This is a genomic window from Enterobacter cloacae complex sp. OE43NF (assembly GCF_023544405.1).
Lineage (GTDB): Bacteria > Pseudomonadota > Gammaproteobacteria > Enterobacterales > Enterobacteriaceae > Enterobacter > Enterobacter cloacae.
Genome location: NZ_JAMJFW010000013.1, coordinates 48306 through 73548, shown reverse-complemented (window position 1 = coordinate 73548; position 25243 = coordinate 48306). Strand labels below are relative to the sequence as shown.

Genomic DNA, 25243 nt, shown 5'->3' with positions numbered 1-25243 from the left:
GTCAGCGCAGCGCCACCGGGCGATAAACATCCTAATAACCTATCAGGCTGACTCCGCCAGAGCAATATCCTCGCGCGTCTCGATGCGCTGGTTACCGTGATAAATACGGGCATGCTGCAGCCCCACAAACAGGCGTTCACCCCGGTGTGGCGCCTCTTCATCGCGCATCACCACCGTCAGCGGCTCGGTATACCAGCCCAGCGGTTGTACCACCATTTGTGTGTAGTGACCTTTAGGGCTAGCTTCCAGCACCTGCACCGGCAGCGGTGAATCCAGGCTGGTACGACGGCTGACGTCCACTTCCCACGGGCGCAGGAACAGGTCCACCGGCCCCTGATGGGCAGGCGTGTATCCCAGCGGCCAGCGGTGTGCCCCGACGTGGAATTGTCCGCCGCGTACGGTGCCCTGCAGACGGTTAACTTCGCCCATAAACTCCAGGACAAAACGGGTGGCAGGTTCACGCCAGAGCTGCTCTGGCTCGTCCACCTGTTCGATGTTCCCCTGGCTCATGACCACCACGCGGTCCGCGACTTCCATCGCCTCTTCCTGGTCGTGGGTGACGAAGACGCTGGTGAACTTCAGCTCTTCATGCAGCTGACGCAGCCAGCGGCGCAGCTCTTTACGCACCTGCGCATCCAGCGCGCCAAACGGCTCATCAAGCAGCAGTATTTGTGGCTCCACGGCCAGCGCGCGCGCCAGTGCGACACGCTGTTTCTGGCCGCCCGAAAGCTGCGCCGGGAAACGGTCAGCCAGGTGGGCCAGCTGCACCATTTCCAGCAGTTTGGTCACTTTCGCTTTGATGGTAGCCGCATCCGGGCGTTCGCGACGCGGCAGCACGGTCAGGCCAAACGCAATGTTGTCGAACACCGTCATGTGGCGAAACAGCGCGTAATGCTGGAACACGAAGCCGACTTTACGATCGCGGGCATGCAGGCGGCTCACGTCGGTGCCGTGAAAACGGATATGTCCGCTGGTCTGATGTTCAAGACCGGCGATGATACGCAGCAGCGTGGTTTTACCCGAGCCAGACGGCCCCAGCAGCGCCACCATTTGTCCGGAAGGGATATCCAGCGAGATATCATTCAGCACCTGGGTGCGACCAAAAGACTTCTTAATATTGGCAATCTCAATGCTCATGATTTCCCTCCTGATGCTGACGTTTTTCCTGATTTTCTAAACGCCACTGCACCACACTCTTCAAAAACAGGGTCAAAATAGCCATCAGCGTCAGCAACGCTGCGGCGGTAAAGGAGCCGATGGTGTTATAGTCCTGCTGCAGCAGTTCAATCTGTAACGGCAGCGACAGGGTTTCACCTCGAATGGAACCGGATACAACCGACACCGCCCCAAACTCGCCAATTGCGCGGGCGTTGGTCAGCACCACCCCATAGAGCAGTGCCCAGCGAATATTCGGCAGCGTGACGCGGCGGAACATCTGCCAGCCTGACGCGCCCAGCAGCACAGCCGCTTCGTCTTCGTTGCTCCCCTGGCTTAACATCACCGGTACCAGTTCGCGTACCACAAACGGACAGGTTACAAAGATAGTCACCAGCACCATACCCGGCCAGGCAAACATCACCTGCAGGTTGTGCTCATCCAGCCAGCCACCGAGCGGGCCGTTAGAGCCGTAAAAGAGCAGGTAAACCAGACCCGCCACCACCGGTGAGACGGCGAACGGGATATCCAGCAGCGTCAGCAGCATCTGACGCCCCGGGAAGGTAAAGCGCGTCACCAGCCAGGCCAGCAGCGTACCGAATACCAGGTTGACCGGCACGGTGATCAGCGCAATCAGCACCGTCAGCCAGATGGCGTGCAGCATATCCGGGTCCGCCAGGTTTTCCAGCGCGGGCATAATCCCTTTGCTGAACGCCTGCACGAAAATATAGATTGTCGGTACCACGAGGATGAGAGCAGAAACCAGCACGCCCGTACCAATCAAAAACCATTTACCCCAGTTGATGCGGGGCGCATCGTATCGCTTCAATTGAGTAACTTCCGCCATCAGTGACCTACCACACGTCGACCAAAGCGACTTTGCAGAGTGTTGATTGTGTAGAGCAGCAGCAACGATGCGGCAAGAATGACCGAGGCAATGGCGCTCGCTGCCGGGTAATCAAACTCCTGCAAACGGATAAAAATCATCAGCGACGTCACTTCCGTTTTCCACGCAATATTACCAGCGATAAAAATGACCGCACCGAACTCACCGAGGCTACGGGTAAACGACAGCGCCACTCCCGCCATCAGCGCCGGAGAAAGCTCAGGCAGGACAACTTTACGGAAGCTCTGCCAGCGCGTAGCCCCCAGCGTTTCTGCCGCTTCTTCATATTCCGGGCCTAACTCTTCCAGCACCGGCTGTACGGTACGTACCACGAACGGAATACTGGTAAAGGCCATCGCCACCGCGATACCGAGCCAGGTATAGGTCACTTTGATGTCAAATTTCGCCAGCCACTCGCCGTACAGACCGTTTACAGAGAAAAGTGACGCCAGCGTTAAACCGGCAACGGCCGTCGGCAGTGCAAACGGTAAATCCATTAACGCGTCGAGCAGCGTGCGGCCCGGAAAACGATAGCGGGTTAATATCCACGCCATCAGCAGGCCAAACACGCCGTTAAAAAGCGAGGCCACAAACGCCGACAGCAGCGTCACTTTATAGGCCGCAACGACCTGTGGGTTGGTGACCACTTCCCAGTACTGGGACCAGCTCATCTGCGCAAGCTGCATCACCAGCGCGCTGAGCGGCAACAACAAAATCAGGCAGACGAACAGCAGGCTGGTTCCGAGGCTTAAGGTAAACCCCGGCAGCACGCGTTTAGTCGAGAGGGCAAACATTACTTACGCCCCGCCGCCAGCAATTTGTCTAATTCACCGCCGCTGGCAAAATGCGTTTTCATCACCTCAGGCCAGGAGCCGAAATGATCCTCCACGCGGAACAGCGCGGTCTGGGGGAATTTATCTTTCAGTTTGTTCATCACGTCAGGGTTGTTCACGCGATAGTAGTAATCAGTAATGATGGTCTGCGCCTGTGGGCTGTACAGGTAGTTGAGATAGGCTTTTGCCGCTTTCTCAGTGCCGTTTGCCTGCACGTTTTTATCCACCCACGCCACCGGGAACTCGGCCAGGATGTTGGTTTTCGGGATAACGACCTCAAAGCCCTGCGCTTCATACTGTTTGCGGATGTTGTTCACTTCCGATTCAAAGCTAATCAGCACATCGCCCAGACCGCGTTCTGCGAAAGTCGTGGTTGCTCCGCGACCGCCGGTATCAAACACTTCGACGTTTTTCAGGAACTGGGTCATGAACTGCTCGGTTTTGGCTTTATCGTTACCGTCTGCTTTGTCCGCTGCACCCCACGCCGCCAGATAGGTGTAACGCGCATTACCGGAAGTTTTAGGGTTCGGGAAAATCAGCTTTACGTCAGAACGAACCAGATCGCTCCAGTCGTGGATATTCTTCGGATTGCCCTTACGCACCAGGAAGCCCATGGTGGAGTAGAACGGCGAGCTGTTGTTTGGTAAACGGCTCTGCCAGTCGGCCGGGATGAGCTTGCCTTTGTCATGCAGGATCTGCACATCGGTCACCTGGTTATAGGTCACCACATCCGCTTTCAACCCCTGGAGGATCGCCAGCGCCTGTTTGGACGAACCGGCGTGAGACTGTTTAATGGTCAGCTTGTCGCCGTTATTGTCTTTCGCCCACTGCTGCTCAAACGGCGGGTTAAGGGCGGCAAACAGCTCGCGGGAGACGTCATATGAACTGTTCAGCAGCTCAGTCGCCTGCGCCTGTGCCACCAGCAGTAAAGCTGCCAGTGCCAGGGATCCTTTTTTCAGTACAGTAACGGCCATTGCGCACCCTTATAAATGTGATGACTATCTTATTGTCATAATATTTATAACGAGGTCGAAACGAGTAACGGTTTTATATACCGTTTGGTGATTTACAAGCAGAAAAGGGAATAAGGGTGAGGCCTGTTGCCCTCACCCCAACCCTCTCCCAAAGGGAGAGGGAGAAAGGGAATTACAGCGCCATCAGACGCTCTATGGATGGTGCGAAGTAGTAGCCGCCGGTGACCGGTTTGGTGAAGCGCAGCATGGCGTCACGCTTGCCGTCGGTATCGCCGAACATGCTCAGCAGCTGTTGCTCAATATTGTACAGACGCGCGCAGTAGGCGCAGAAGTAAAGGCCATGGGTTCCGCTTGCGGTGCCATACGGCAGGCTCTGGCGAACAATCTTCAGCCCTTTACCGTCTTCCTTGAGGTCAACGCGGCTCAGGTGAGAGGTCACCGGGCGTATATCGCCGTCGATCTCTTCGTTGGCCTCTTTGGTACGGCCAATCATCATCTCCTGGTCCTGCACACTCATGCGGTTAAGCTGCTTAAGGTTATGCTCCCAGCGCTGAACAAATACGTAGCTGCCGCCAGCATCCACGCCATCCTTGATGACCGCCACTTCACGGCGCGTCTCTTCACCTGCCGGGTTTTCCGTCCCGTCGACAAAGCCGCTCAGGTCGCGCTCTTCCACCCAGCGGAAACCGTGGACTTCTTCCTGAACGTCAATGCTGTCACCAAACGCCGCTACCGCCGCCTGAGCAACGGAGAAGTTCACGTCGTGGCGCAGAGAGAGAATATGGATCAACACGTCGTACTGGGTTGCCGGTGCCAGACCTTTGCCGTAAGGGATAAAGTCTTTGAGCTCTTCCGCCCCTTCACCGCCGCTCAGCTGACGCCAGACGTTATTGCCAAAGGCCACCACAGCGCCCAGATGGGCATCCGGGAATTTGGCCTGGAAGGTGGCCAGTTTATCCACAAAGACTTTGCTGGCCGCACGCAGGGCATCCACATCCCCTTTCACATTGGCTTCAATCCAAATCGCCGCGCGGCAATGTTCTGGCAAAATGCCACTCTGAACCTGAGACATCGCTCCTCCTGAAATAAAGATGCCACGACAACGTGGCATTGATGGTGGGTATTATACCCGGATTTCAGCGAGACGGATTGTTCAGGCGCAAATTACTGCTGCCAGATAATTTTGCTCACTTTCCAGTTTTTCAGCGTATCGTCAGACGGCATTAAGCCTTCAGGGCCGCTCCAGGTTCCGGTAAAGAGGTAGCTGATGTGCTGGCTGTCCGGCGCTTTACATTGCACCGCCACGCCATCGTCTGAAGGCGCGCTGGCGCAGTTGCCGAAAGCCTGTTTATAGAGATCGCTAAACGGCGTACCAACCTTTACACCGCTCGCCGTCGGGATGGCATCGTCCAGCACGGCAATACGGTTTACCGTGCCTTTATCGCCGTTAATCACCAGCGCCAGTTTGTCTCCTTTCAGCGCTTCGAAGTAACGCACGATAGTGCCGTTTTCAGTTTTCATGCCGCTGCGCAGACGATAGTCGCTGCTCAGGGCCGCCTGAAGCGCGTCCTGATCCAGCGCCGTCGCGGCGGTAATGTTGCCCACGCCCTGCTCGGTCACTTCCAGCGAAGAGCCAAACCAGTTCCACGGATAAGCGGCCGACCAGTTAATGGAGGAGAGCGTTGAACAACCGGTTAACGCCAGCGGGAGAGCGCATAAAAGTAAACGCAGCGATTTCATTGAAACGTCCTTACGTGTTAAATCAACGCTTGTTGGAGTGCAGCATCGGCAAAAAGTGCCGCGTTAATCTGACTCATGCGTAAAACAGGCGCGTAAGCGGGGGTTAGTCAGCAGCCACAGCAGCGCCACGATATCGGCAACCACCAGCGCAATGCCGATGCCCGTAAGCGGTTCACCGTACCACCAGAGCACAGGCTGCCAGCAGAGCAGCGCAATCTGGGCCAAGATCAGCAGCCAGCGAAGCGCACGCCAAAGCCGTGGGATCGCCTGTCGTCGGCCGCTGCACAAAAACGTCACCACCGCCGGTACGCCCGGTAACAGGCCGAGCCAAAAGGCGTCGTGATCGGGATAAAAGAGCGTCAGTAATGTATCGCCCTGCCCGCGGGACGCGGCGGCCATGACAAACAGCACCCAGGTGCGGGCCTGCAGCAGCAGTACGCACCAGAATAAGAAAGGCAGCCTGACACGCCCCTGCGCGTCGTAATCTGCCGGGTGGATCTCAATACTCTTCATCTTCGATCAGACGCTTACCTAAGCTCAGCACGTCAGCGTGTTCATAGCCCAGACGTTCATACATGCCCAGCACCACGTCGTTATCTACGCGCACCATGATCTGAATTTTCGGGCAACCGCGAGCGATCAGTTTTTTCTCAAGACGATTGAGCAGCGCATTGGCAATGCCGCGCCCCCGGTATTCCGGGTGAACGCCCAGATAATAAGCAGAGCCGCGATGACCGTCGTAACCGCCCATCACCGTGCCCACCACTTCGCCGTTCACTTCCGCCACCAGAAACAGACTGACGTCGTGATTCAGCTTACGCTCAATGTCCATCTCTGGATCGTTCCACGGACGCAGCAAATCGCAGCGCTCCCAAAGGGTGATCACCTCTTCGAAATCTTCCTGGCGAAAAACGCGTATCTCCATGGTATTAACCGCCTTTTCGGGTTTAAAAACAGTGATTATGGCGCGAACAGGGCATTTAGCCAATAACCGGGGAAAATCTCGCCAAAATTTGGCATAATGTCACTTTGTCACGTATTGAAATGAAAAGTAAAACAATTCTCAATAAGGACTGTCGTAACGCTAAACGCGATACGATATAACACCAGGACCGCAATTTTTACTATTCAGGCCGCATGAGCACATTCAAACCATTAAAAGCACTCACATCGCGTCGTCAGGTTCTCAAAGCGGGGCTGGCGGCCTTAACGTTAACGGGCATCGCACAGCAGGCTCAGGCAAAAGAAGAGAGCACGCTTAAAACCAGTAACGGACACAGCAAACCCAAAGCCAAAAAACCAGGCGCGAAGCGTCTGGTCATGCTCGACCCGGGTCACGGCGGCATTGATACCGGCGCCATTGGCAAAAACGGGTCAAAAGAAAAACACGTCGTGCTGGCAATTGCAAAAAATGTGCGATCGATTTTACGCAGCAACGGCATTGACGCCCGCCTGACGCGTACGGGCGACACCTTTATTCCGCTGTATGACCGCGTGGAAATTGCCCATAAGCATGGTGCCGATCTCTTTATGTCCATTCACGCGGATGGCTTTACAAACCCTTCCGCCGCGGGCGCGTCGGTGTTTGCCCTCTCCAATCGCGGCGCCAGTAGCGCCATGGCGAAATATCTCTCCGACCGTGAAAACCGTGCGGATGAAGTCGCCGGGAAGAAGGCCACCGATAAAGATCACCTGTTACAGCAGGTGCTGTTCGACCTCGTGCAGACCGATACCATCAAAAACAGTCTGACGCTGGGCTCGCATATCCTCAAACGGATTAAGCCGGTGCACCGTCTGCACAGCAAGAGCACGGAGCAGGCCGCGTTCGTGGTGCTGAAATCACCGTCGATTCCGTCCGTGCTGGTGGAGACCTCTTTCATCACTAACCCGGAAGAAGAGCGTCTGCTTGGTACCGCGGCGTTTCGTCAGAAGATCGCCAATGCCATCGCCTCCGGCATCATCAGTTACTTTAACTGGTTCGATAATCAAAAAGCGCACTCCAGGAAACGTTAATGAAACCGAATGCAAAGCGGGTAAAAACCTTCCTGCTGCAGTTGCAGGATGAGATTTGCCAGAAACTGGCCGCTGCAGACGGCGGTAATTTTCAGGAAGATAACTGGCAGCGCGAGGCCGGCGGCGGCGGGCGTAGCCGTGTGTTGCGAAACGGCGGTATCTTTGAACAGGCAGGCGTCAATTTTTCCCACGTTTACGGGGAAGCCATGCCCGCTTCTGCAACGGCGCATCGTCCTGAACTGGCGGGTCGCAGCTTCCAGGCGATGGGCGTTTCGCTGGTGGTACACCCGCACAACCCGTTTGTGCCAACCAGCCACGCCAACGTGCGTTTTTTCATTGCGGAAAAACCGGGGGCCGATCCGGTCTGGTGGTTTGGGGGTGGTTTCGACATGACCCCCTACTACGGCTTTGAAGAGGATGCCGTGCACTGGCATACGACCGCACGCGATCTCTGCCTGCCGTTTGGCGAAGACGTTTACCCGAAATACAAAAAGTGGTGCGACGACTACTTTTACCTCAAACACCGCGACGAACAGCGCGGCATTGGCGGGCTGTTCTTTGACGATCTGAACACGCCTGATTTTGATACCGCGTTCAGCTTTATGCGTGCGGTGGGCGAAGGCTATACCGACGCTTATCTGCCCATTGTTGAACGGCGTAAAAACACCGACTACGGCGTGCGCGAACGCGAGTTCCAGCTTTACCGTCGCGGGCGCTACGTGGAGTTTAACCTGGTGTGGGATCGCGGGACGCTGTTTGGCCTGCAAACCGGCGGGCGCACGGAGTCGATTCTGATGTCAATGCCGCCGCTGGTGCGCTGGGAGTACTGCTACGAGCCAAAAGAAGGCAGCCCGGAGGCTGCCCTGAGTGAGTTTATTAAGGTTCGGGACTGGGTTTAACTGCCGGATGGCGCTGCGCTTATCCGTCCTGGTCAACCCGTAGGTCGGGTAAGCGAACGCGCCACCCGACAAACATCACTTACAGCGGCTGCGTCTGCGCCTCAACTACCGCCAGCGCCACCATATTCACGATACGGCGTACAGAGGCAATTGGCGTTAACACATGCACCGGTTTTGCCACACCCATCAGCACCGGCCCCACGGTCACCCCTTCAGAGCTTGAGACGCGCAGCAGGTTGTAGCTGATACGCGCCGCTTCCACGTTTGGCATAATCAGGATATTCGCTGAGCCTTTCAGCGGGCTGTCTGGCATACGTTCATTGCGGATGCTCTCCACCAGCGCGGCGTCGCCGTGCATCTCACCGTCAATCATCAGCTCGGGTGCGCGCTCGCGAACCAGCTCCAGCGTCTGTCGCATTTTGCAGGCCGCCGCAGATTTAGAGGAGCCGAAGTTAGAGTGCGACAGCAGCGCCACCTTCGGTTCGATACCAAAGCGACGCACGGTTTCAGCCGCCATCACGGTGATCTCCGCCAGCTCGTCCGGGGTTGGATCGTCGTTGACGTAGGTATCGGCGATAAAGGTGTTACCGCTTGGCAGCAGCAGCGCGTTCATCGCACCGGCCGTGTGCACCCCGTCGCGATAGCCGAAGATCTCCTGCACCACGCTGAAGTGCTCATGGTAATCACCGATGGTGCCGCAGATCAGCGCATCCGCCTCGCCGCGATGAACCATGATTGCGCCAATCACCGTGGTGTTGCTGATCACCGCCCGCTGCGCCTGCTCCTGAGTGATCCCGCGACGTTTCATGATCGCGTAGTATTCGCTCCAGTACTCTTTAAAGCGCGGGTCGGATTCATTGTTGACGATCTCAAAATCAACACCCGGTTTGATCTGCAGGCCCAGCTTCTGGATACGCATCTCGATAACGCTCGGGCGGCCAATCAGGATCGGCTTCGCCAGCCCTAAGGTGATCAGCTCCTGCGTGGCATGGAGCACGCGCGCCTCTTCCCCTTCCGCCAGCACCACCCGCTTCGCGTCGGCACGAGCCTGAGAGAAAATCGGCTTCATAAACAGGTTAGTTTTGTAGACAAACTCGGTGAGCTTATCCACGTAAGCATCGAAATCGGTTATCGGGCGCGTCGCCACGCCAGAGTCCATCGCCGCTTTCGCAACCGCTGGCGCGATTTTGACAATCAGACGCGGGTCGAACGGTTTTGGAATGATGTAGTCCGGGCCAAAGCTCAGATCCTGATCGCCATAGGCTGAAGCCACCACTTCGCTCTGCTCGGCGTGTGCCAGTTCCGCAATGGCGTGCACCGCCGCGAGCTTCATCTCTTCGTTAATGGCCGTCGCGCCTACGTCCAGCGCCCCACGGAAGATGAACGGGAAGCAGAGCACGTTGTTCACCTGGTTCGGGTAGTCGGAGCGACCGGTACAGATGATGGCATCTTCACGCACCGCTTTCGCCAGCGGCGGCAGGATTTCTGGCTCGGGGTTCGCCAGCGCCAGAATCATTGGCGCACGCGCCATCTTCTTCACCATCTCCTGGGTCAGCACTTTCGGGCCTGAACAGCCCAGGAAGATATCCGCGCCGTCAATGACATCCTCAAGCGTACGCTTGCCGTCGTCGTCCACCGCGTAGGCTGCTTTGGTTTCCGCCATGTTCGGTTCGCGGTCTTTGTAGATCACGCCTTTGGAGTCGCAGACCACAATGTTGTGTTTCTGCATCCCGAGCGCCACCAGCAGGTTCATACAGGCAATGGCCGCCGCACCCGCGCCGGAGACTACCATGCGCACGTCAGAGAGATTTTTCTCCACCACGCGCAGGCCGTTAAGAATGGCGGCGGTGCTGATAATCGCCGTCCCGTGCTGGTCATCATGGAACACGGGAATGTTCATACGTTCACGCAGTTTCTGCTCAATGTAGAAACATTCCGGCGCTTTGATGTCTTCGAGGTTAATACCGCCAAAGGTCGGCTCCAGCGCCGCCACGACGTTGATGAATTTATCGGGATCGTGTTCGTCCACTTCGATATCAAACACGTCGATACCGGCGAATTTCTTGAACAGAACGCCCTTTCCTTCCATCACAGGCTTACCGGCCAGCGCACCAATGTTGCCCAGGCCCAGCACCGCCGTACCGTTAGAGATCACGGCGACCAGGTTGCCGCGCGCGGTATATTTGTAAGCGGCCAGCGGATCTTTTTCAATTTCGAGACACGGTGCCGCCACGCCCGGCGAGTAGGCCAGCGCCAGGTCGCGCTGGGTTGCCAGCGGTTTTGTCGGGGAGACCTGAATTTTACCCGGGACAGGAAACTCGTGAAAATCGAGGGCACTCTGTTTTAACTGATCGTCCATCTTGTTATTCCTTTTACGTATCGGTCAGATAGTATCGCCGCAGGCTGCGGCATAAACTTTGAAGGCTGCCAAACTCTCACCATCACACATTAAAAATTGTTATCAATTTATAACAGCCATGTTACCCGTCTCAAAAGCAATGCCTCCCCCGTCTGCTATGCTTTTTTGTTAAGTCCATCATGATTTTTCCAGAAGTGTGAACTAACGCACTCGTCTAACGCTTTTATTTTCAAGGAGTCATGACTTATGAACCAACTTGACGGCATCAAACAATTCACTACCGTGGTTGCAGACAGCGGCGATATCGAGTCGATTCGGCACTACCAGCCTGAAGACGCAACCACCAACCCGTCGCTGCTGCTCAAAGCGGCAGGGCTTTCCCATTTTAGTCATCTGATTGATGACGCCATTGCCTATGGCAAACAGCGCGGCAAAACCCAGGAACAACAGGTTGCCGAAGCCAGTGACAAGCTGGCGGTTAATTTCGGTGCGGAAATTCTGAAAAGCATCCCGGGGCGCGTCTCCACCGAAGTCGACGCCCGCCTCTCTTTCGATAAAGAGAAGAGCATCAATAAAGCCCGCCGCCTCGTCGAACTCTACCAGGAGCAGGGGATCGACAAATCACGCATTCTGATTAAGCTCGCCTCCACCTGGGAAGGCATCCGCGCGGCGGAAGTGCTGGAAAAAGAGGGGATCCACTGCAACCTGACGCTGCTGTTCTCGTTTGCGCAGGCGCGCGCCTGTGCCGAAGCGGGCGTATTCCTGATCTCACCGTTCGTCGGGCGCATCTACGACTGGTATCAGGCAAAACAGCCGATGGATCCGTACGTGGTGGAGGAAGACCCGGGCGTGAAGTCGGTACGTAATATCTACGACTATTACAAGCAGCACCGCTACGAAACCATCGTAATGGGGGCCAGCTTCCGCCGCACCGAGCAGATCCTGGCGCTGGCTGGGTGTGACCGCCTGACCATCTCCCCTGACCTGCTGAAAAAGCTGCAGGACAAAGAAGAGACGGTGATCCGTAAACTGGTGCCGACCTCCACCGTACTGCCCAAACCGAAAGCCATGACCGAAGCGGAATTCCGCTGGGAGCACAATCAGGACCCAATGGCCGTGGAAAAACTGGCGGACGGCATCCGCCAGTTCGCCGTCGACCAGCGCAAACTTGAAGATCTTCTCGCCGCCAAACTTTAACCTTGCCACGGAGTGAACTATGTCCCGTAAAGAGTTAGCCAATGCCATTCGCGCCCTCAGCATGGATGCCGTGCAAAAAGCCAATTCCGGCCACCCTGGCGCACCAATGGGCATGGCAGATATTGCCGAAGTGTTGTGGAATGATTTCCTGAAGCACAACCCTAACGACCCCACCTGGTACGATCGCGACCGTTTTATTCTCTCTAACGGCCACGCGTCGATGCTGCTCTACAGCCTGCTGCATTTGTCCGGCTACGATCTGCCGCTCGAAGAGCTGAAAAACTTCCGCCAGCTGCATTCGAAAACCCCCGGCCACCCGGAGATTGGCTATACGCCAGGGGTGGAAACCACCACCGGGCCGCTGGGACAGGGTTTAGCCAACGCCATTGGGCTGGCCATCGCGGAACGCACGCTGGGTGCGCAGTTTAACCAGCCGGGGCATAACATCGTCGATCACTACACTTACGTCTTTATGGGTGACGGCTGTCTGATGGAGGGGATCTCCCATGAGGTCTGTTCGCTCGCGGGCACGCTGGGGCTGGGCAAGCTGATTGGCTTCTATGACCACAACGGCATCTCCATAGACGGGGAAACCGAGGGCTGGTTTACCGACGACACGGCAAAACGGTTTGAGGCCTACCACTGGCATGTGGTGCATGAAATTGACGGCCACGATCCCGAGGCGGTGAAAAAAGCGATTCAGGAAGCGCAAAGCGTGAAGGACAAACCGTCGCTGATTATCTGCCGCACGGTTATCGGCTTTGGTTCGCCGAACAAAGCAGGTAAAGAAGAGGCGCACGGTGCGGCGCTGGGTGATGAGGAAGTGGCGCTGACCCGGCAGAAACTGGGCTGGAAATATCCGCCGTTCGAAATTCCGAAAGAGATTTACCGCGCATGGGATGCCCGTGAAGAGGGTGAAAAGGCCCAGCACGCCTGGAACGAGAAATTTGCCGCCTACAAAAAGGCCTACCCGGAGCTGGCGGCCGAATTCACCCGCCGCATGAGCGGAGGTCTACCGGAGGACTGGGAAGAGAAAACGCAGGCGCTGATTGAAAACCTGCAATCTAACCCGGCCAAAATCGCCACCCGTAAGGCATCGCAAAACACCCTGAATGCGATTGGCCCAATCCTGCCTGAGCTGCTGGGCGGCTCGGCGGATCTGGCCCCCAGCAACCTGACCATCTGGTCTGGCTCGACATCGCTGAAAGAGGATATCGCCGGAAACTATATTCACTATGGCGTACGCGAGTTCGGCATGACCGCCATTGCCAACGGTATCGCTCATCACGGGGGATTTGTCCCCTACACCGCCACCTTCCTGATGTTTGTGGAATACGCCCGTAACGCCGCACGCATGGCGGCTCTGATGAAAGCGCGGCAGATTATGGTTTACACCCATGACTCCATCGGGCTTGGGGAAGACGGGCCAACCCACCAGGCCGTTGAACAGCTGGCGAGCCTGCGCCTGACGCCAAACTTCAGCACCTGGCGTCCCTGCGATCAGGTCGAGGCCGCGGTGGGCTGGAAGCTGGCAGTAGAGCGCCATAACGGACCGACGGCGCTGATCCTGTCACGTCAGAACCTGGCGCAGATTGAACGCACGCCGGAGCAGGTGAAAGACATTGCCCGCGGCGGTTACATTCTGAAGGACAGCGGCGGCAAGCCGGATGTGATCCTGATTGCCACCGGTTCCGAGGTGGAGATTACCGTCAAAGCGGCGGAGAAGCTGACTGCCGAAGGTCACGCGGTGCGCGTGGTTTCCCTGCCTTCAACCGACATCTTTGACGCACAGGATGAGGCATATCGTGAATCGGTCCTGCCATCCAGCGTGACGGCCCGCGTGGCGGTTGAGGCGGGTATTGCCGACTACTGGTACAAATATGTCGGGCTGAAAGGGGCCATTGTCGGCATGCGGGGATACGGTGAATCGGCGCCGGCCGACAAGCTGTTCCCGTATTTCGGTTTTACCGTTGAGAACGTCGTTGAGAAGGCGTTAAGCGTGCTTTAGTGCCACCCGGCAAAACTAGCGTGTGATCCACAACGTGGGCCAGGCATCTGGCCCATTCCAGTTATCGCAGCTGGGCTCCTCGGCATAACGCACCAGACGGAAGCGCTGGCCGTCAAAGCGCCAGCGCGTCTGGATACCGCAGTCGGCAATCCCCCGCCCTAACGCCAGGGTGGTCAACTCACGCGTTTTCTCATCAAAGCGAGCGTTCATTAACTCCATTTCACTGCTACCGCTGGACGGCGTAAACGGCAGACGCAGCCTGACGCTACGGGAAGAAAACGGTTTTTTACGTGATACCAGCCAGGCCAGATCGACGGTGTTATAGGCCCCCGCTTCGCAACTGACGATCAGCAGCGCTTTGTCATCGGTAAGCGCAGTGACGCGCACTTCCCGACGGTTGGGGTCGAGCGAGCACTGGCTGTTATTCATCCGCCAGGTACCATAATCCAGCAGATCGTTCAGTTCGCTGTGGGAGAGCGGTGTCGGGGTGGGATTCACAACCGCCACCTTTTTCAGAGCCGGTGCGGGCGGCACGCTTAACGGCGGATCGTCACCTTTTTTAATCCAGGCGGTTTCACTGCCGACGCGCTTTTGCTGCGCATCGATAAACAACAGCGCCGCTTTCAGGCCACTGAGGGAGATCGCCTGCTTGCCATCACGCAGGGTTAGCGCTTTCCCTTCCTGGATATGCTTAAGAAATGCAGTGATGGTCGCAGCATCGTCCGTTTTCAGATGCCAGGGCGTTAACTGCCAGTGCTGGCGCTCCAGCGTCACGGGCACCCCATCCAGCAGCAGGCGCGGCGCAATTGCAGGCTCTTTGACAGACGGGTCTGAAAGACCGCCGAGATCGATACGTAACGAGGCATCGGTTTTCGCGCCAGCGCTGCGGCTAAGCGTCATCACCAGACCACGGTGTTCACCGGTGTTGCGTGCCAGGCAAAAATTCTGGTTATTGCAGGTCACCTGCCAGTCTGAGAATGATTGCTGTGCAGGCGCAGCCCACACACGAGGCGCGGGGAGCACACAAATCAGGAAAAAAATAAAAACGCAGTAGCGCATGAATGGCACAATCCCGGAACGAAAACGCTTAACTGGGCAGTATCTTCGTGTTCCCGCCGGGGTTGCTCAATCGGATTTATCGGATAGATTTATCCGAAAAACAAACTACATCCGTTCGAAAGAGGGATCCATCAGCCCGGTTGTTTGTAAATACTGCAGTAATATTACAGCCTTACCATCTTTAATTTCCCCGGTACGGATCATCTCCAGCGCCTGGACAAACGGTATCTCCAGCACCTCGATATCTTCATCTTCCACGCCACCGCCCTGATGGATACGATGCGCATCGCTGTATTCGGCAATAAAGAAATGGACGATTTCCGTCACGCCGCCGGGTGACATAAACAGTTCGAAAACTTTTTTAACCTCACCCACTTCAAAGCCCGTCTCCTCGATGGCTTCTTTGCGGATACATACTTCCGGCTCATCGTCATCCAGCAGACCAGCGCAGGTTTCAATCAGCCGTCCGTCCGGATTGCCATTGACCCACGTCGCCACCCTGAACTGGCGGATCAGCACCACGCTCTGCTTTTCACGGTTATAAAGCAGAATGGTTGCCCCATTGCCGCGGTCGTAAACCTCACGTTTGTGGCGGATCACGTCCCCGTTATTACGCGTTAAATCATAGGTGATGTTACGCAGGACAAAGTAATTATCAGAAAGGATTTTGTCTTTGATAACGTCAATTTTCAGGGTCATACGGGCTCCACAACACAATGAGTCTGCCTATATTACGCCGTGAACCCCGCTTTGTCGCCCACCCGATTTAATGCGTTTTTAACGCGCTGACGCCCAGCCAGTCGAGGATACCCTGCGCGGCATGTCGCCCTTCCGCCATGGCGGTGACAACTAAATCTGCGCCGCGTACGGCGTCACCGCCTGCGAAAATTTGCGGGTTAGAGGTCTGATAGCGATAGCGGCTCTCCACCGAGGCGATAATTCGTCCCCAGCTATCCGTCTCCACGCCCTGCGCCTGCAGCCACGGCATCTCGTGTGGATTGAAACCAAATGCCATGATCACCGCATCCGCAGGCATCACAAATTCGCTCCCCGCTATCGGTACCGGCCGACGACGGCCCTGAACATCCGGTTCGCCGAGTTCGGTACGCAGCATGCGAATGCCGTTGACCTGTCCGTCAGGTGCCAGAGTTAACTCCACGGGCTGAACGTTAAACTCAAACGCGGCGCCCTCTTCCTTCGCATTCTTCACCTCTTTTTTCGAGCCCGGCATATTGGCTTCATCCCGGCGGTAGGCGCAGGTTACCTTCGCCGCACCGTGACGTAACGCGGTGCGGACACAGTCCATGGCGGTATCGCCCCCGCCGAGCACCACCACGTTCAGCCCCCGGGTATCGATAAATGGCTCTTTGGTTGTTGCCTCAAGCCCCATCACGTGGCGGGTGTTTGCCACCAGGAAAGGTAACGCGTCATAGACGCCGGGCGCATCTTCATGTGCGATACCCGCTTTCATGGAACGATAGGTTCCTACACCAATAAACAGTGCATCGTATTCGCGTTGCAGCTGTGACAGCGGCACATCCTGTCCGACGTCGCAGTTCAGAACGAACTGGATCCCCATGGCCGTGAATATCTCCCTGCGCCGTGCGAGCAGCGATTTATCGAGCTTAAAGGCCGGGATACCAAACGTCAGCAAGCCGCCAATCTCCGGGTGCCGGTCATAGACCGTGACGCGCACGCCGCTGCGCGCCAGCACGTCGGCACAGGCAAGCCCCGCAGGCCCCGCGCCGATCACCGCCACACGTTTATCAACCGGCGTCACGCCGCTCAGATCCGGCTTCCAACCCATCGCCAGTGCCTGGTCAGAGATATAGCGCTCGATGTTGCCAATGGTCACCGCGCCCGAGATATCACGCACGGTGCAGGCGCCTTCACATAATCGGTCCTGCGGGCAGACGCGGCCGGTAATTTCAGGTAAACAGTTGGTCTGGTGTGAAAGCTCAACCGCCCCGGCGATATCCCCCGCTTTAACGCGTTCAATCCACTGGGGGATATGGTTGTGCAACGGACAGGTCCATTCACAAATGCTGTGTTCGCCGCACTTCAGGCAGCGCGATGCCTCACGCGCGGCCTGCTCTGCCCAAAACGGCAGGTAGATCTCCTGAAAATGGCTGACGCGTGCACTCGCGGCGAGTTTATCCGGCTCCCCGCGTCGCGGTGTGTTTCTCATCTGCTCAAGGCGGGTGTGCGGCAGGTCTGGCCTTACCGCCTCGCCGTGCCAGAGCTGCGCCTCCTGACGGGCGGTGCGCTGGCGGCGGGTTTTCGCCAGGTTATTCAGTACGGCGGGCGTCGCCAGGGTAAGCACCTGTGCCGGACAATTTTCGATGCAGGCCGGGCCCTGTGGGCGCGTGTGGCAAAGATCGCATTTATGCGCCGAGGCTTTTACGTTGTCCTTTTCGAGAGGCGTAACAACGATCTCCATCGTGCCGAACGGACAGGCAACCACGCAGGCTTTACAGCCAATGCATTTTTGTTGATTCACCTGTACGCTGTCATCGCATTTGCTGATGGCCCCGTTAGGGCAGCTCTGCGCGCAGGGCGCATTTTCGCAATGGTGGCAGGTTACAGGCGTGCTCTTCGCGCCAGATTTCAGGACAGTGATGCGGGGATGAAAATGGCGTTCGCTCAGCACGTGTTGTTCATCGTTGTGCGCCATCACGCAGGCCACTTCGCAGGCACGGCACCCTATACACTGCTGGCTGTTGGCCATAATAAAACGATTCATAACGACACCTGTTTTTGGTTCAATAACCTTATTCTTTATAGGAATATTGTATTTACCCACGGCGGCGCTATCAGGCAATGTACAAATGCCCAGGAAGCCGAACTATCTCCAGTGAACCTGTGGCAGATCAATTTTTTTCAGGAAGCTGTTCTGTGACCGTTAAACGACCCGTTTCCGGAAGCCTGGCCCGGGCTTTCATTTCCATTATCGTGCTGTCCGTTCTGACCAGCACCGTCGCACTGTTCACGCTTGCCAGCAGCCAGCGGGATGCAGAAGCCATCAATATTGCCGGTTCCCTGCGAATGCAGAGCTACCGTCTGGGCTATGAGATGCAACGCAACAGCGACGCCCTGGCGGCGCATCGCGAGAGCTGGCAGCAGACGCTGAGCGCCCCTGCGCTACAGAAGTTGAGCCGCTGGTACGTGCCGGACGATGTTAAGGCGCGCTATAAGCAGCTGCATCTGGCATGGCAGGAGATGGACAACCACATCGCTCGCGGCGATATCGGGTGGTATCAGGCCCACATTGAAGACTTTGTCGGCCGGATTGACGCCTTTGTGCTCGCCCTTCAGCACTACACCGAACATAAAATCCGGGCGGTAATTCTGATCTCCCTGGCGGGCGGGATGGGCATCCTGATCCTGACGATCTTTACCCTGCGACGCATCCGCCGCCAGGTGGTGTTACCGCTGAATAATCTGGTGGCGGCCAGCGAGCGCATTGAGCGGGGGCAATTCGATACGCCTGCACCGGATACCGCGCTGCCAAACGAACTGGGCCAACTTTCCCGGGCGTTCAACCACATGTCTGCCGAGCTGCATACGCTGTATCGCTCGCTTGAACACTCCGTAGCGGAAAAAACGCAGCATCTGAATGAGGCGCATCAGCAACTCGAGATGCTGTTTAAATGCTCTCAGGCACTGAATACCGGCCAGATAGACAGCCACTGTTTCCGGCATATTTTGCAGATAGTGCATGAGTACACGCAGATGAACTACCTGGAGTTGCGCACCAGCGACGACTGGCGGCTCAGTGAGGGTATCGAATCAAACGGGAGCCCTGTCCAAACGCTGCCCGTGCTGATGCAGGATACCCTGTACGGGGAATTACGCTGGCAAAGCGAGACGGGCCACGTTCCTCTGCCGCTGATGGAAAGCGTGGCGACAATGCTCGGACGCGGACTGTATTTCAACCAGGCGCAAAAGCACTACCAGCAGTTGCTGCTGATGGAAGAACGCGCGACGATCGCCCGCGAGCTGCACGATTCCCTGGCGCAGGTACTGTCGTATTTACGTATTCAGCTGGCGCTGCTGAAACGCGCTATCCCACATGAGAATGCCCCGGCGCAGACCATTATCACCGACTTTTCCCGCGAGCTTAACAACGCCTGGCATCAATTGCGGGAACTGCTTACCACCTTCCGCCTGACGCTTAACCACGCCAATCTGCCCGCGGCCCTACAGGAGTCACTGGACGGGTTACAGAGCCAGACGCAGGCAAAGCTGCACCTCGACTGCCGCCTCTCCTCGCTGGCGCTGGATGCCCAGAAACAGGTGCATTTGCTGCAGATCGTGCGTGAAGCGGTGTTGAATGCGATGAAGCACGCCCAGGCCAGCGAGATAACCGTCAGCTGCGTGACGTCTGCTGACGGCACCCACAGCGTCAGCATTCGCGATAACGGTATCGGGATTGGCGAAGCCAGCGAGCCGCCGGGACATTACGGGCTGAATATTATGCGCGAACGGGCGGCGAGACTTGGCGGAACGCTGCACTTTTCCCAGCCGCAAAACGGGGGGACGCTGGTGAGCGTGATCTTCCCGACAAACGGGGCCGGGAGGTAAATAACGGTAAAAGGTGAAGCGCAGAGAAAAGCGCATGATAATTTACACTATCTCCTTTATTTCTCCACGTTTGGTCTTCGTCTTGCCGCTAAAGTGATGCGGGCAATAAACAATAATGACGTGCAGCAAAACGAGGTCTCATTTTCATGGCGAATTTTTTTATCGATCGCCCCATTTTTGCCTGGGTACTTGCCATTCTGTTGTGTCTGACAGGTGTCCTTGCCATTACTTCACTTCCTGTTGAGCAATATCCCGACCTGGCACCACCAAACGTGCGCGTCACGGCAAACTACCCCGGAGCTTCAGCACAAACGCTGGAAAATACCGTCACGCAGGTTATCGAGCAGAACATGACGGGTCTGGATAACCTGATGTACATGTCCTCGCAGAGTAGCGCCACGGGCCAGGCGACCGTCACCCTGAGCTTTACCGCCGGTACGGATCCGGACGAAGCCGTACAGCAGGTGCAAAACCAGCTGCAGTCGGCGATGCGTAAACTGCCTCAGGCGGTGCAGAATCAGGGGGTTACCGTACGTAAAACCGGTGACACCAACATCCTGACTATTGCGTTTGTCTCTACCGACGGCTCCATGGATAAGCAGGACATTGCGGACTACGTCGCCAGTAATATTCAGGATCCCCTCAGCCGTATTAACGGCGTCGGTGATATCGATGCTTACGGCTCTCAGTATTCAATGCGTATCTGGCTTGATCCGAATAAGCTGAACAGCTTCCAGATGACGGCAACCGACGTGACGGATGCCATTAAATCCCAGAACGCCCAGATTGCGGTGGGACAACTGGGGGGAACGCCCTCCGTCGATAAACAAGCGTTGAATGCCACCATTAACTCACAGTCGCTGCTTCAGACCCCGGAGCAGTTTCGCAACATTACCCTGCGCGTAAATCAGGATGGTTCAGAGGTCCGCCTGGGCGATGTCGCCACAGTAGAAATGGGGGCAGAGAAATATGATTATCTCAGCCGCTTTAACGGTAACCCGGCCTCCGGTCTGGGGGTAAAACTGGCCTCCGGGGCCAATGAAATGGCCACCGCGCAGCTGGTGCTGGATCGTCTGGATGAGCTGTCGCACTATTTTCCCCACGGGCTGGAATATAAAGTCGCCTACGAAACCACCTCCTTCGTTAAAGCCTCTATTGAAGATGTGGTGAAAACGCTGCTGGAAGCGATCGCGCTGGTCTTCCTGGTCATGTACCTGTTCCTGCAAAACTTCCGCGCAACGCTGATCCCGACCATTGCCGTTCCGGTGGTGTTGCTGGGTACCTTCGCGGTGCTTTACGCGTTTGGTTACAGCATTAACACCCTGACGATGTTTGCAATGGTGCTGGCGATTGGCCTGCTGGTGGACGATGCCATCGTGGTGGTCGAAAACGTCGAGCGCATCATGAGCGAGGAAGGGCTTTCCCCGCGTCAGGCCACGCGTAAATCGATGGGACAAATTCAGGGGGCGTTAGTCGGCATCGCGATGGTGCTCTCGGCGGTCTTTATCCCGATGGCGTTTTTCGGCGGCACAACTGGCGCCATTTATCGTCAGTTCTCAATCACCATCGTCTCCGCAATGGTGCTCTCGGTGCTGGTGGCGCTGATCCTCACGCCTGCCCTCTGCGCCACCCTCCTCAAGCCGCTACATAAAGGGGAGCAGCACGGTCAGAAGGGCTTCTTTGGCTGGTTTAACCGCATGTTCAACCGCAGTGCCGCGCGTTATGAAACCGCCGTCGGCAAGGTGCTGCACCGCAGCCTGCGCTGGATGATGATTTATGTTGTGCTGCTGGGCGGTATGGTGTGGCTGTTCCTGCATCTGCCGACTTCGTTCCTGCCGCAGGAAGACCGGGGGATGTTCATCACTTCGGTGCAGCTCCCGAGCGGGTCAACGCAGCAGCAAACGCTGAAGGTAGTTCAGAAGGTGGAGCAGTACTTCTTTACCAAAGAGAAAGATAACGTGGTGTCGGTCTTCTCCACCGTCGGCTCCGGCCCGGGCGGGAACGGGCAGAACGTTGCACGTATGTTTGTGCGCCTGAAAGACTGGGACGCACGCGATACGAAAACGGGCACCTCGTTTGCCATTATCGAACGCGCGACCAAAGCCTTCTCCCGTATCAAAGAGGCTCGCGTTTTTGCCAGCAGCCCACCGGCTATCAGCGGTCTCGGCAGTTCTGCCGGGTTTGACATGGAGTTGCAGGACCATGCCGGTGCGGGCCACACGGCGCTGATGGCGGCACGCGACAAGCTGTTAGAGCTGGCCGGTAAAGATCCGGGTCTGACCCGCGTCCGTCACAACGGTCTGGATGACAGCCCGCAGCTGCAGGTCGATATTGATCAGCGTAAGGCGCAGGCGCTGGGCGTTTCTATCGACGACATCAACGACACGCTACAAACGGCGTGGGGTTCAAGCTATGTGAATGACTTTATGGATCGCGGTCGCGTTAAAAAAGTGTATGTGCAATCCGCCGCGCCATACCGCATGCTGCCGGACGATATTAACCGCTGGTATGTCCGCAACAATGCGGGCGGCATGGTGCCGTTCTCCGCCTTCGCCTCCTCGCACTGGGAGAGCGGTTCTCCGCGTCTGGAGCGCTATAACGGCTATTCCGCCGTTGAGATCGTCGGTGAAGCCGCGCCGGGCGTCAGCACCGGTACGGCGATGGACACCATGGAAAAGCTGGTGCAACAGCTACCCGCTGGCTTTGGTCTGCAGTGGACGGCCATGTCTTATCAGGAGCGGCTCTCCGGGGCCCAGGCTCCCGCGCTTTACGCGCTTTCGCTGCTGGTGGTCTTCCTCTGTCTTGCGGCGCTGTATGAAAGCTGGTCAGTCCCGTTCTCGGTCATGCTGGTGGTGCCGCTTGGCGTGATCGGCGCGCTGCTCGCCACCTGGATGCGCGGTCTGGAGAACGACGTTTACTTTCAGGTGGGGCTGCTCACCGTGATTGGGTTGTCGGCGAAAAACGCCATCCTGATTGTTGAGTTTGCCAATGAGATGAATGCGAAAGGCCATGAGCTGATGGCGTCCACGCTGCATGCCTGCCGTCAGCGCTTACGTCCAATCCTGATGACCTCGCTGGCGTTTGTCTTCGGGGTGTTACCAATGGCAACCAGCTCAGGCGCTGGCTCCAGCAGCCAGCATGCGGTAGGTACAGGCGTCATGGGAGGAATGATTTCAGCCACGATCCTGGCCATTTATTTTGTGCCGCTGTTCTTCGTGCTGGTGCGTCGCCGCTTCCCGCTCAAGGAACGGCCTGAATAAGATAGTGAAAATAAAAAAGGCGGCTCAGTAGGCCGCCTTTTTACTGTGTGATTAATTCACACTATGGTTATTTTACTTATTTAAGTGCTCTTGCAATTCTTACTGAATGTCATTTACGAAGCATGCCTTCGATAAAATCTTTCCAGTTCCCCAGTTCACGTTCAATCATAACAACCTCTCTTATTATTATGCGCATTCTACGAAAACGTATCATCATTGTGAAGACAATTTAACCGATTGCTGTGATTGTACCCCGTCTGCGCGCTGGATTTATGATAAATATGAACGGAGAACCTTAAATTTTGTGTGACGGCCAGCAATATTTTGAAATAACCCTACGCACGGGTGAGTTTTATTTTACCCGCTGAGTTTACAGGCAATTTATACCTGATGGACATCTATGCTTAAATGATGAAAGAATATTCAGCGTACAGGTGTGAGTTGAATTAAAAAGAGGTGTTAATCCAGAGCGTTTCTGAATGTGTTATATTCCGTTTAAGGATATATCTTCGAATTTACTGAACATTTAATGGTCATAAGAACAAAAGGATTCAACATGGTTGTCATGTACGGCATTAAAAATTGTGACACAATCAAAAAAGCCCGTCGCTGGCTCGAAGCTAACAACGTCGAGTACCGCTTCCACGATTACCGTGCCGATGGGCTTGATGCAGAATTTCTGCATACCGCCATTAACGAACTGGGGTGGGACGCGCTGCTGAACACCCGCGGCACGACCTGGCGCAAGCTGGACGAATCACTGCGTGCCAGCATCAAGGATGCCAACAGCGCAGCAAATCTGATGCTTGAAATGCCAGCAATCATCAAACGCCCATTGCTCTGCGCGCCCGGGCAGCCTATGCTGCTGGGTTTCAGTGAAACCCTTTATTCCGACTTTTTTCGTTGAGGTGTAGTTTATGTCATGCCCGGTCATTGAGCTGACTCAGCAGCTTATTCGCCGTCCTTCCCTTAGCCCGGACGACGCAGGTTGTCAGGCATTAATGATTGAGCGCCTGCGTGCCATCGGTTTTACCGTGGAGCGGATGGATTTTGGCGACACCCAGAATTTCTGGGCGTGGCGTGGCCAGGGCGAAACGCTGGCCTTTGCCGGGCATACCGACGTGGTTCCCGCAGGTGATGCGGACCGCTGGATCAACCCTCCGTTTGAACCAACCATCCGCGATGGCATGCTGTTTGGCCGCGGCGCCGCAGACATGAAAGGCTCCCTGGCGGCAATGGTTGTGGCGGCTGAGCGCTTTGTCGCCCAGCACCCGAACCATAAAAACCGTCTCGCGTTTCTCATTACCTCTGATGAAGAAGCCAGCGCCCATAACGGCACCGTCAAGGTGGTTGAGGCCCTGATGGCCCGCAACGAGCGTCTGGACTACTGTCTGGTCGGCGAGCCGTCCAGCACCGAGGTGGTGGGCGATGTGGTGAAAAATGGCCGCCGCGGTTCGTTAACCTGTAACCTGACCATTCATGGCGTACAGGGACACGTGGCGTACCCGCATCTGGCCGATAACCCAGTTCACCGCGCAGCGCCAATGCTGAGTGAACTGGTGAGCATTGAGTGGGACAAAGGCAATGAGTTCTTCCCGCCAACCAGCATGCAGATTGCGAACGTGAAGGCCGGAACCGGCAGCAACAACGTGATCCCGGGCGATTGTTTCGTTCAGTTTAACTTCCGTTTCAGTACCGAACTGACCGATGAGATGATCAAAGCGCGCGTTATCGCCCTGCTGGAAAAATATCAGCTGCGTTACACCGTGGACTGGTGGCTTTCCGGCCAGCCGTTCCTGACACAGCGTGGCAAACTGGTGGATGCGGTGGTGAATGCCATCGAGCACTATAATGAAATTAAGCCACAACTGCTGACGACGGGTGGCACCTCAGACGGACGCTTTATCGCCCGCATGGGAGCTCAGGTTGTCGAACTGGGGCCAGTGAACGCGACCATTCATAAAATCAATGAGTGTGTAAATGCCGCGGATTTACAACTGCTGGCCCGTATGTATCAACGTATTATGGAGCAAATCGTCGCCTGACGAGCGCTCTGAGAGGAATAGCGAATGGATTGGCTTGCAAAGTACTGGTGGATTCTGGTGTTAGTGTTTCTGGTAGGCGTATTGCTTAACGTGATTAAAGATCTTAAGCGCGTTGACCATAAAAAATTCCTCGCCAACAAGCCGGATCTTCCGCCTCATCGTGATTTTAACGACAAGTGGGATGACGACGACGACTGGCCGAAGAAAGACCAGAAGAAGTAATCCCCTCAC

22 protein-coding genes are annotated in these 25243 nt (G+C 56.2%); 9 read left to right on the top strand and 13 right to left on the bottom strand.

Annotated elements, in window-relative coordinates:
* Positions 1-42: 42 nt before the first annotated feature.
* The 8 genes from cysA to M8370_RS08470 all read right to left on the bottom strand — a co-directional run bounded on the left by cysA (position 43) and on the right by M8370_RS08470 (position 6513).
* Positions 43-1137: a sulfate/thiosulfate ABC transporter ATP-binding protein CysA gene (gene cysA, locus M8370_RS08505; RefSeq protein WP_013098202.1), complete on the bottom strand. Its 1095-nt coding sequence runs from the start codon at positions 1135-1137 to the stop codon at positions 43-45.
* Positions 1127-2002, bottom strand: coding sequence for a sulfate/thiosulfate ABC transporter permease CysW (gene cysW / locus M8370_RS08500; RefSeq protein ID WP_013098203.1), 876 nt, complete (start codon positions 2000-2002; stop codon positions 1127-1129). The genes cysA and cysW overlap by 11 nt, the downstream gene beginning before the upstream one ends.
* A complete protein-coding gene (cysT, locus tag M8370_RS08495; RefSeq protein WP_013098204.1) occupies positions 2002-2835 on the bottom strand; it encodes a sulfate/thiosulfate ABC transporter permease CysT in 834 nt (277 codons plus the stop codon). Before cysT ends, cysW begins: the two co-directional genes overlap by 1 nt.
* Positions 2835-3848, bottom strand: coding sequence for a thiosulfate/sulfate ABC transporter substrate-binding protein CysP (gene cysP / locus M8370_RS08490; protein ID WP_230136478.1), 1014 nt, complete (start codon positions 3846-3848; stop codon positions 2835-2837). Before cysP ends, cysT begins: the two co-directional genes overlap by 1 nt.
* Positions 3849-4020: 172 nt before the next feature.
* Entirely contained in the window at positions 4021-4920 is a 900-nt protein-coding gene (locus M8370_RS08485) for a Dyp-type peroxidase (protein ID WP_250020764.1), read from the bottom strand.
* Positions 4921-5012: 92 nt separating this feature from the next.
* The gene (locus M8370_RS08480; RefSeq protein WP_013098207.1) at positions 5013-5588 is read right to left on the bottom strand and encodes an RpoE-regulated lipoprotein; all 576 of its coding nucleotides are present in this window, start codon (positions 5586-5588) and stop codon (positions 5013-5015) included.
* 63 nt (positions 5589-5651) lie between these two features.
* A complete protein-coding gene (locus M8370_RS08475) occupies positions 5652-6101 on the bottom strand; it encodes a DUF2919 domain-containing protein (protein WP_014832841.1) in 450 nt (149 codons plus the stop codon).
* On the bottom strand, positions 6088-6513 hold the full coding sequence (locus M8370_RS08470; RefSeq protein WP_058684224.1) for a GNAT family acetyltransferase: 426 nt from the start codon (positions 6511-6513) through the stop codon (positions 6088-6090). Before M8370_RS08470 ends, M8370_RS08475 begins: the two co-directional genes overlap by 14 nt.
* A 212-nt stretch (positions 6514-6725) precedes the next feature.
* Here M8370_RS08470 and amiA point away from each other — a divergent pair, with 212 nt between their 5' ends.
* Complete coding sequence (gene amiA / locus M8370_RS08465) at positions 6726-7601, top strand: N-acetylmuramoyl-L-alanine amidase AmiA (protein ID WP_013098210.1); 876 nt, start codon at positions 6726-6728, stop codon at positions 7599-7601.
* Positions 7601-8500 carry an oxygen-dependent coproporphyrinogen oxidase gene (gene hemF / locus M8370_RS08460; protein WP_038420320.1) on the top strand — a complete coding sequence of 300 codons (900 nt, stop codon included), beginning with the start codon at positions 7601-7603 and terminating at the stop codon, positions 8498-8500. The genes amiA and hemF overlap by 1 nt, the downstream gene beginning before the upstream one ends.
* Positions 8501-8579: 79 nt before the next feature.
* Here hemF and maeB read toward each other — a convergent pair whose 3' ends face one another.
* Positions 8580-10859 carry an NADP-dependent oxaloacetate-decarboxylating malate dehydrogenase gene (gene maeB, locus M8370_RS08455; protein WP_013098212.1) on the bottom strand — a complete coding sequence of 760 codons (2280 nt, stop codon included), beginning with the start codon at positions 10857-10859 and terminating at the stop codon, positions 8580-8582.
* A gap of 246 nt (positions 10860-11105) precedes the next feature.
* On the opposite strand from maeB, the gene tal reads away from it, so the two are divergent.
* Positions 11106-12056 carry a transaldolase gene (gene tal / locus M8370_RS08450; RefSeq protein WP_013098213.1) on the top strand — a complete coding sequence of 317 codons (951 nt, stop codon included), beginning with the start codon at positions 11106-11108 and terminating at the stop codon, positions 12054-12056.
* A 19-nt stretch (positions 12057-12075) separates the two neighbouring features.
* Entirely contained in the window at positions 12076-14064 is a 1989-nt protein-coding gene (gene tkt / locus M8370_RS08445; protein WP_250020763.1) for a transketolase, read from the top strand.
* A 15-nt stretch (positions 14065-14079) separates the two neighbouring features.
* On the opposite strand, the gene M8370_RS08440 is transcribed toward tkt, so the two are convergent.
* The 3 genes from M8370_RS08440 to aegA form a co-directional block, all read right to left on the bottom strand.
* The gene (locus M8370_RS08440; protein ID WP_020689967.1) at positions 14080-15123 is read right to left on the bottom strand and encodes a DUF1176 domain-containing protein; all 1044 of its coding nucleotides are present in this window, start codon (positions 15121-15123) and stop codon (positions 14080-14082) included.
* Positions 15124-15228: 105 nt separating this feature from the next.
* Entirely contained in the window at positions 15229-15822 is a 594-nt protein-coding gene (nudK, locus tag M8370_RS08435; RefSeq protein WP_013098216.1) for a GDP-mannose pyrophosphatase NudK, read from the bottom strand.
* 67 nt (positions 15823-15889) lie between these two features.
* Positions 15890-17866 (bottom strand): formate-dependent uric acid utilization protein AegA, encoded by a 1977-nt coding sequence (gene aegA, locus M8370_RS08430; protein WP_284038867.1) that lies wholly within the window; start codon positions 17864-17866, stop codon positions 15890-15892.
* A gap of 152 nt (positions 17867-18018) precedes the next feature.
* Between aegA and narQ the strand changes: the two genes are divergently transcribed.
* Entirely contained in the window at positions 18019-19707 is a 1689-nt protein-coding gene (gene narQ, locus M8370_RS08425; protein ID WP_250020762.1) for a nitrate/nitrite two-component system sensor histidine kinase NarQ, read from the top strand.
* A gap of 146 nt (positions 19708-19853) precedes the next feature.
* Positions 19854-22967, top strand: a complete 3114-nt coding sequence (gene acrD, locus M8370_RS08420) for a multidrug efflux RND transporter permease AcrD (protein WP_029882269.1) — start codon at positions 19854-19856, stop codon at positions 22965-22967.
* A gap of 109 nt (positions 22968-23076) precedes the next feature.
* Here the strand turns inward: acrD and ypfM are convergent, their stop codons facing one another.
* Positions 23077-23136, bottom strand: coding sequence for a protein YpfM (gene ypfM / locus M8370_RS08415; protein ID WP_015572204.1), 60 nt, complete (start codon positions 23134-23136; stop codon positions 23077-23079).
* Between the two features lie 387 nt (positions 23137-23523).
* On the opposite strand from ypfM, the gene M8370_RS08410 reads away from it, so the two are divergent.
* Genes M8370_RS08410 through M8370_RS08400 form a run of 3 tightly spaced genes read left to right on the top strand, consistent with a single transcriptional unit; the run spans position 23524 to position 25234 of the window.
* Positions 23524-23874: an ArsC family reductase gene (locus M8370_RS08410; protein ID WP_020689972.1), complete on the top strand. Its 351-nt coding sequence runs from the start codon at positions 23524-23526 to the stop codon at positions 23872-23874.
* Between the two features lie 10 nt (positions 23875-23884).
* Positions 23885-25012 (top strand): succinyl-diaminopimelate desuccinylase, encoded by a 1128-nt coding sequence (dapE, locus tag M8370_RS08405; RefSeq protein ID WP_013098221.1) that lies wholly within the window; start codon positions 23885-23887, stop codon positions 25010-25012.
* Positions 25013-25036: 24 nt separating this feature from the next.
* A complete protein-coding gene (locus M8370_RS08400) occupies positions 25037-25234 on the top strand; it encodes a YpfN family protein (RefSeq protein WP_013098222.1) in 198 nt (65 codons plus the stop codon).
* The last annotated feature ends 9 nt before the right edge of the window (positions 25235-25243 follow it).

Coding starts and splice junctions, on each gene's coding strand:
- cysA (WP_013098202.1), bottom strand. CDS start 1,137: ATGAGCATTGAGATTGCCAATATTAAGAAGTCTTTTGGTCGCACCCAG.
- cysW (WP_013098203.1), bottom strand. CDS start 2,002: ATGGCGGAAGTTACTCAATTGAAGCGATACGATGCGCCCCGCATCAAC.
- cysT (WP_013098204.1), bottom strand. CDS start 2,835: ATGTTTGCCCTCTCGACTAAACGCGTGCTGCCGGGGTTTACCTTAAGC.
- cysP (WP_230136478.1), bottom strand. CDS start 3,848: ATGGCCGTTACTGTACTGAAAAAAGGATCCCTGGCACTGGCAGCTTTA.
- M8370_RS08485 (WP_250020764.1), bottom strand. CDS start 4,920: ATGTCTCAGGTTCAGAGTGGCATTTTGCCAGAACATTGCCGCGCGGCG.
- M8370_RS08480 (WP_013098207.1), bottom strand. CDS start 5,588: ATGAAATCGCTGCGTTTACTTTTATGCGCTCTCCCGCTGGCGTTAACC.
- M8370_RS08475 (WP_014832841.1), bottom strand. CDS start 6,101: ATGAAGAGTATTGAGATCCACCCGGCAGATTACGACGCGCAGGGGCGT.
- M8370_RS08470 (WP_058684224.1), bottom strand. CDS start 6,513: ATGGAGATACGCGTTTTTCGCCAGGAAGATTTCGAAGAGGTGATCACC.
- amiA (WP_013098210.1), top strand. CDS start 6,726: ATGAGCACATTCAAACCATTAAAAGCACTCACATCGCGTCGTCAGGTT.
- hemF (WP_038420320.1), top strand. CDS start 7,601: ATGAAACCGAATGCAAAGCGGGTAAAAACCTTCCTGCTGCAGTTGCAG.
- maeB (WP_013098212.1), bottom strand. CDS start 10,859: ATGGACGATCAGTTAAAACAGAGTGCCCTCGATTTTCACGAGTTTCCT.
- tal (WP_013098213.1), top strand. CDS start 11,106: ATGAACCAACTTGACGGCATCAAACAATTCACTACCGTGGTTGCAGAC.
- tkt (WP_250020763.1), top strand. CDS start 12,076: ATGTCCCGTAAAGAGTTAGCCAATGCCATTCGCGCCCTCAGCATGGAT.
- M8370_RS08440 (WP_020689967.1), bottom strand. CDS start 15,123: ATGCGCTACTGCGTTTTTATTTTTTTCCTGATTTGTGTGCTCCCCGCG.
- nudK (WP_013098216.1), bottom strand. CDS start 15,822: ATGACCCTGAAAATTGACGTTATCAAAGACAAAATCCTTTCTGATAAT.
- aegA (WP_284038867.1), bottom strand. CDS start 17,866: ATGAATCGTTTTATTATGGCCAACAGCCAGCAGTGTATAGGGTGCCGT.
- acrD (WP_029882269.1), top strand. CDS start 19,854: ATGGCGAATTTTTTTATCGATCGCCCCATTTTTGCCTGGGTACTTGCC.
- M8370_RS08410 (WP_020689972.1), top strand. CDS start 23,524: ATGGTTGTCATGTACGGCATTAAAAATTGTGACACAATCAAAAAAGCC.
- dapE (WP_013098221.1), top strand. CDS start 23,885: ATGTCATGCCCGGTCATTGAGCTGACTCAGCAGCTTATTCGCCGTCCT.
- M8370_RS08400 (WP_013098222.1), top strand. CDS start 25,037: ATGGATTGGCTTGCAAAGTACTGGTGGATTCTGGTGTTAGTGTTTCTG.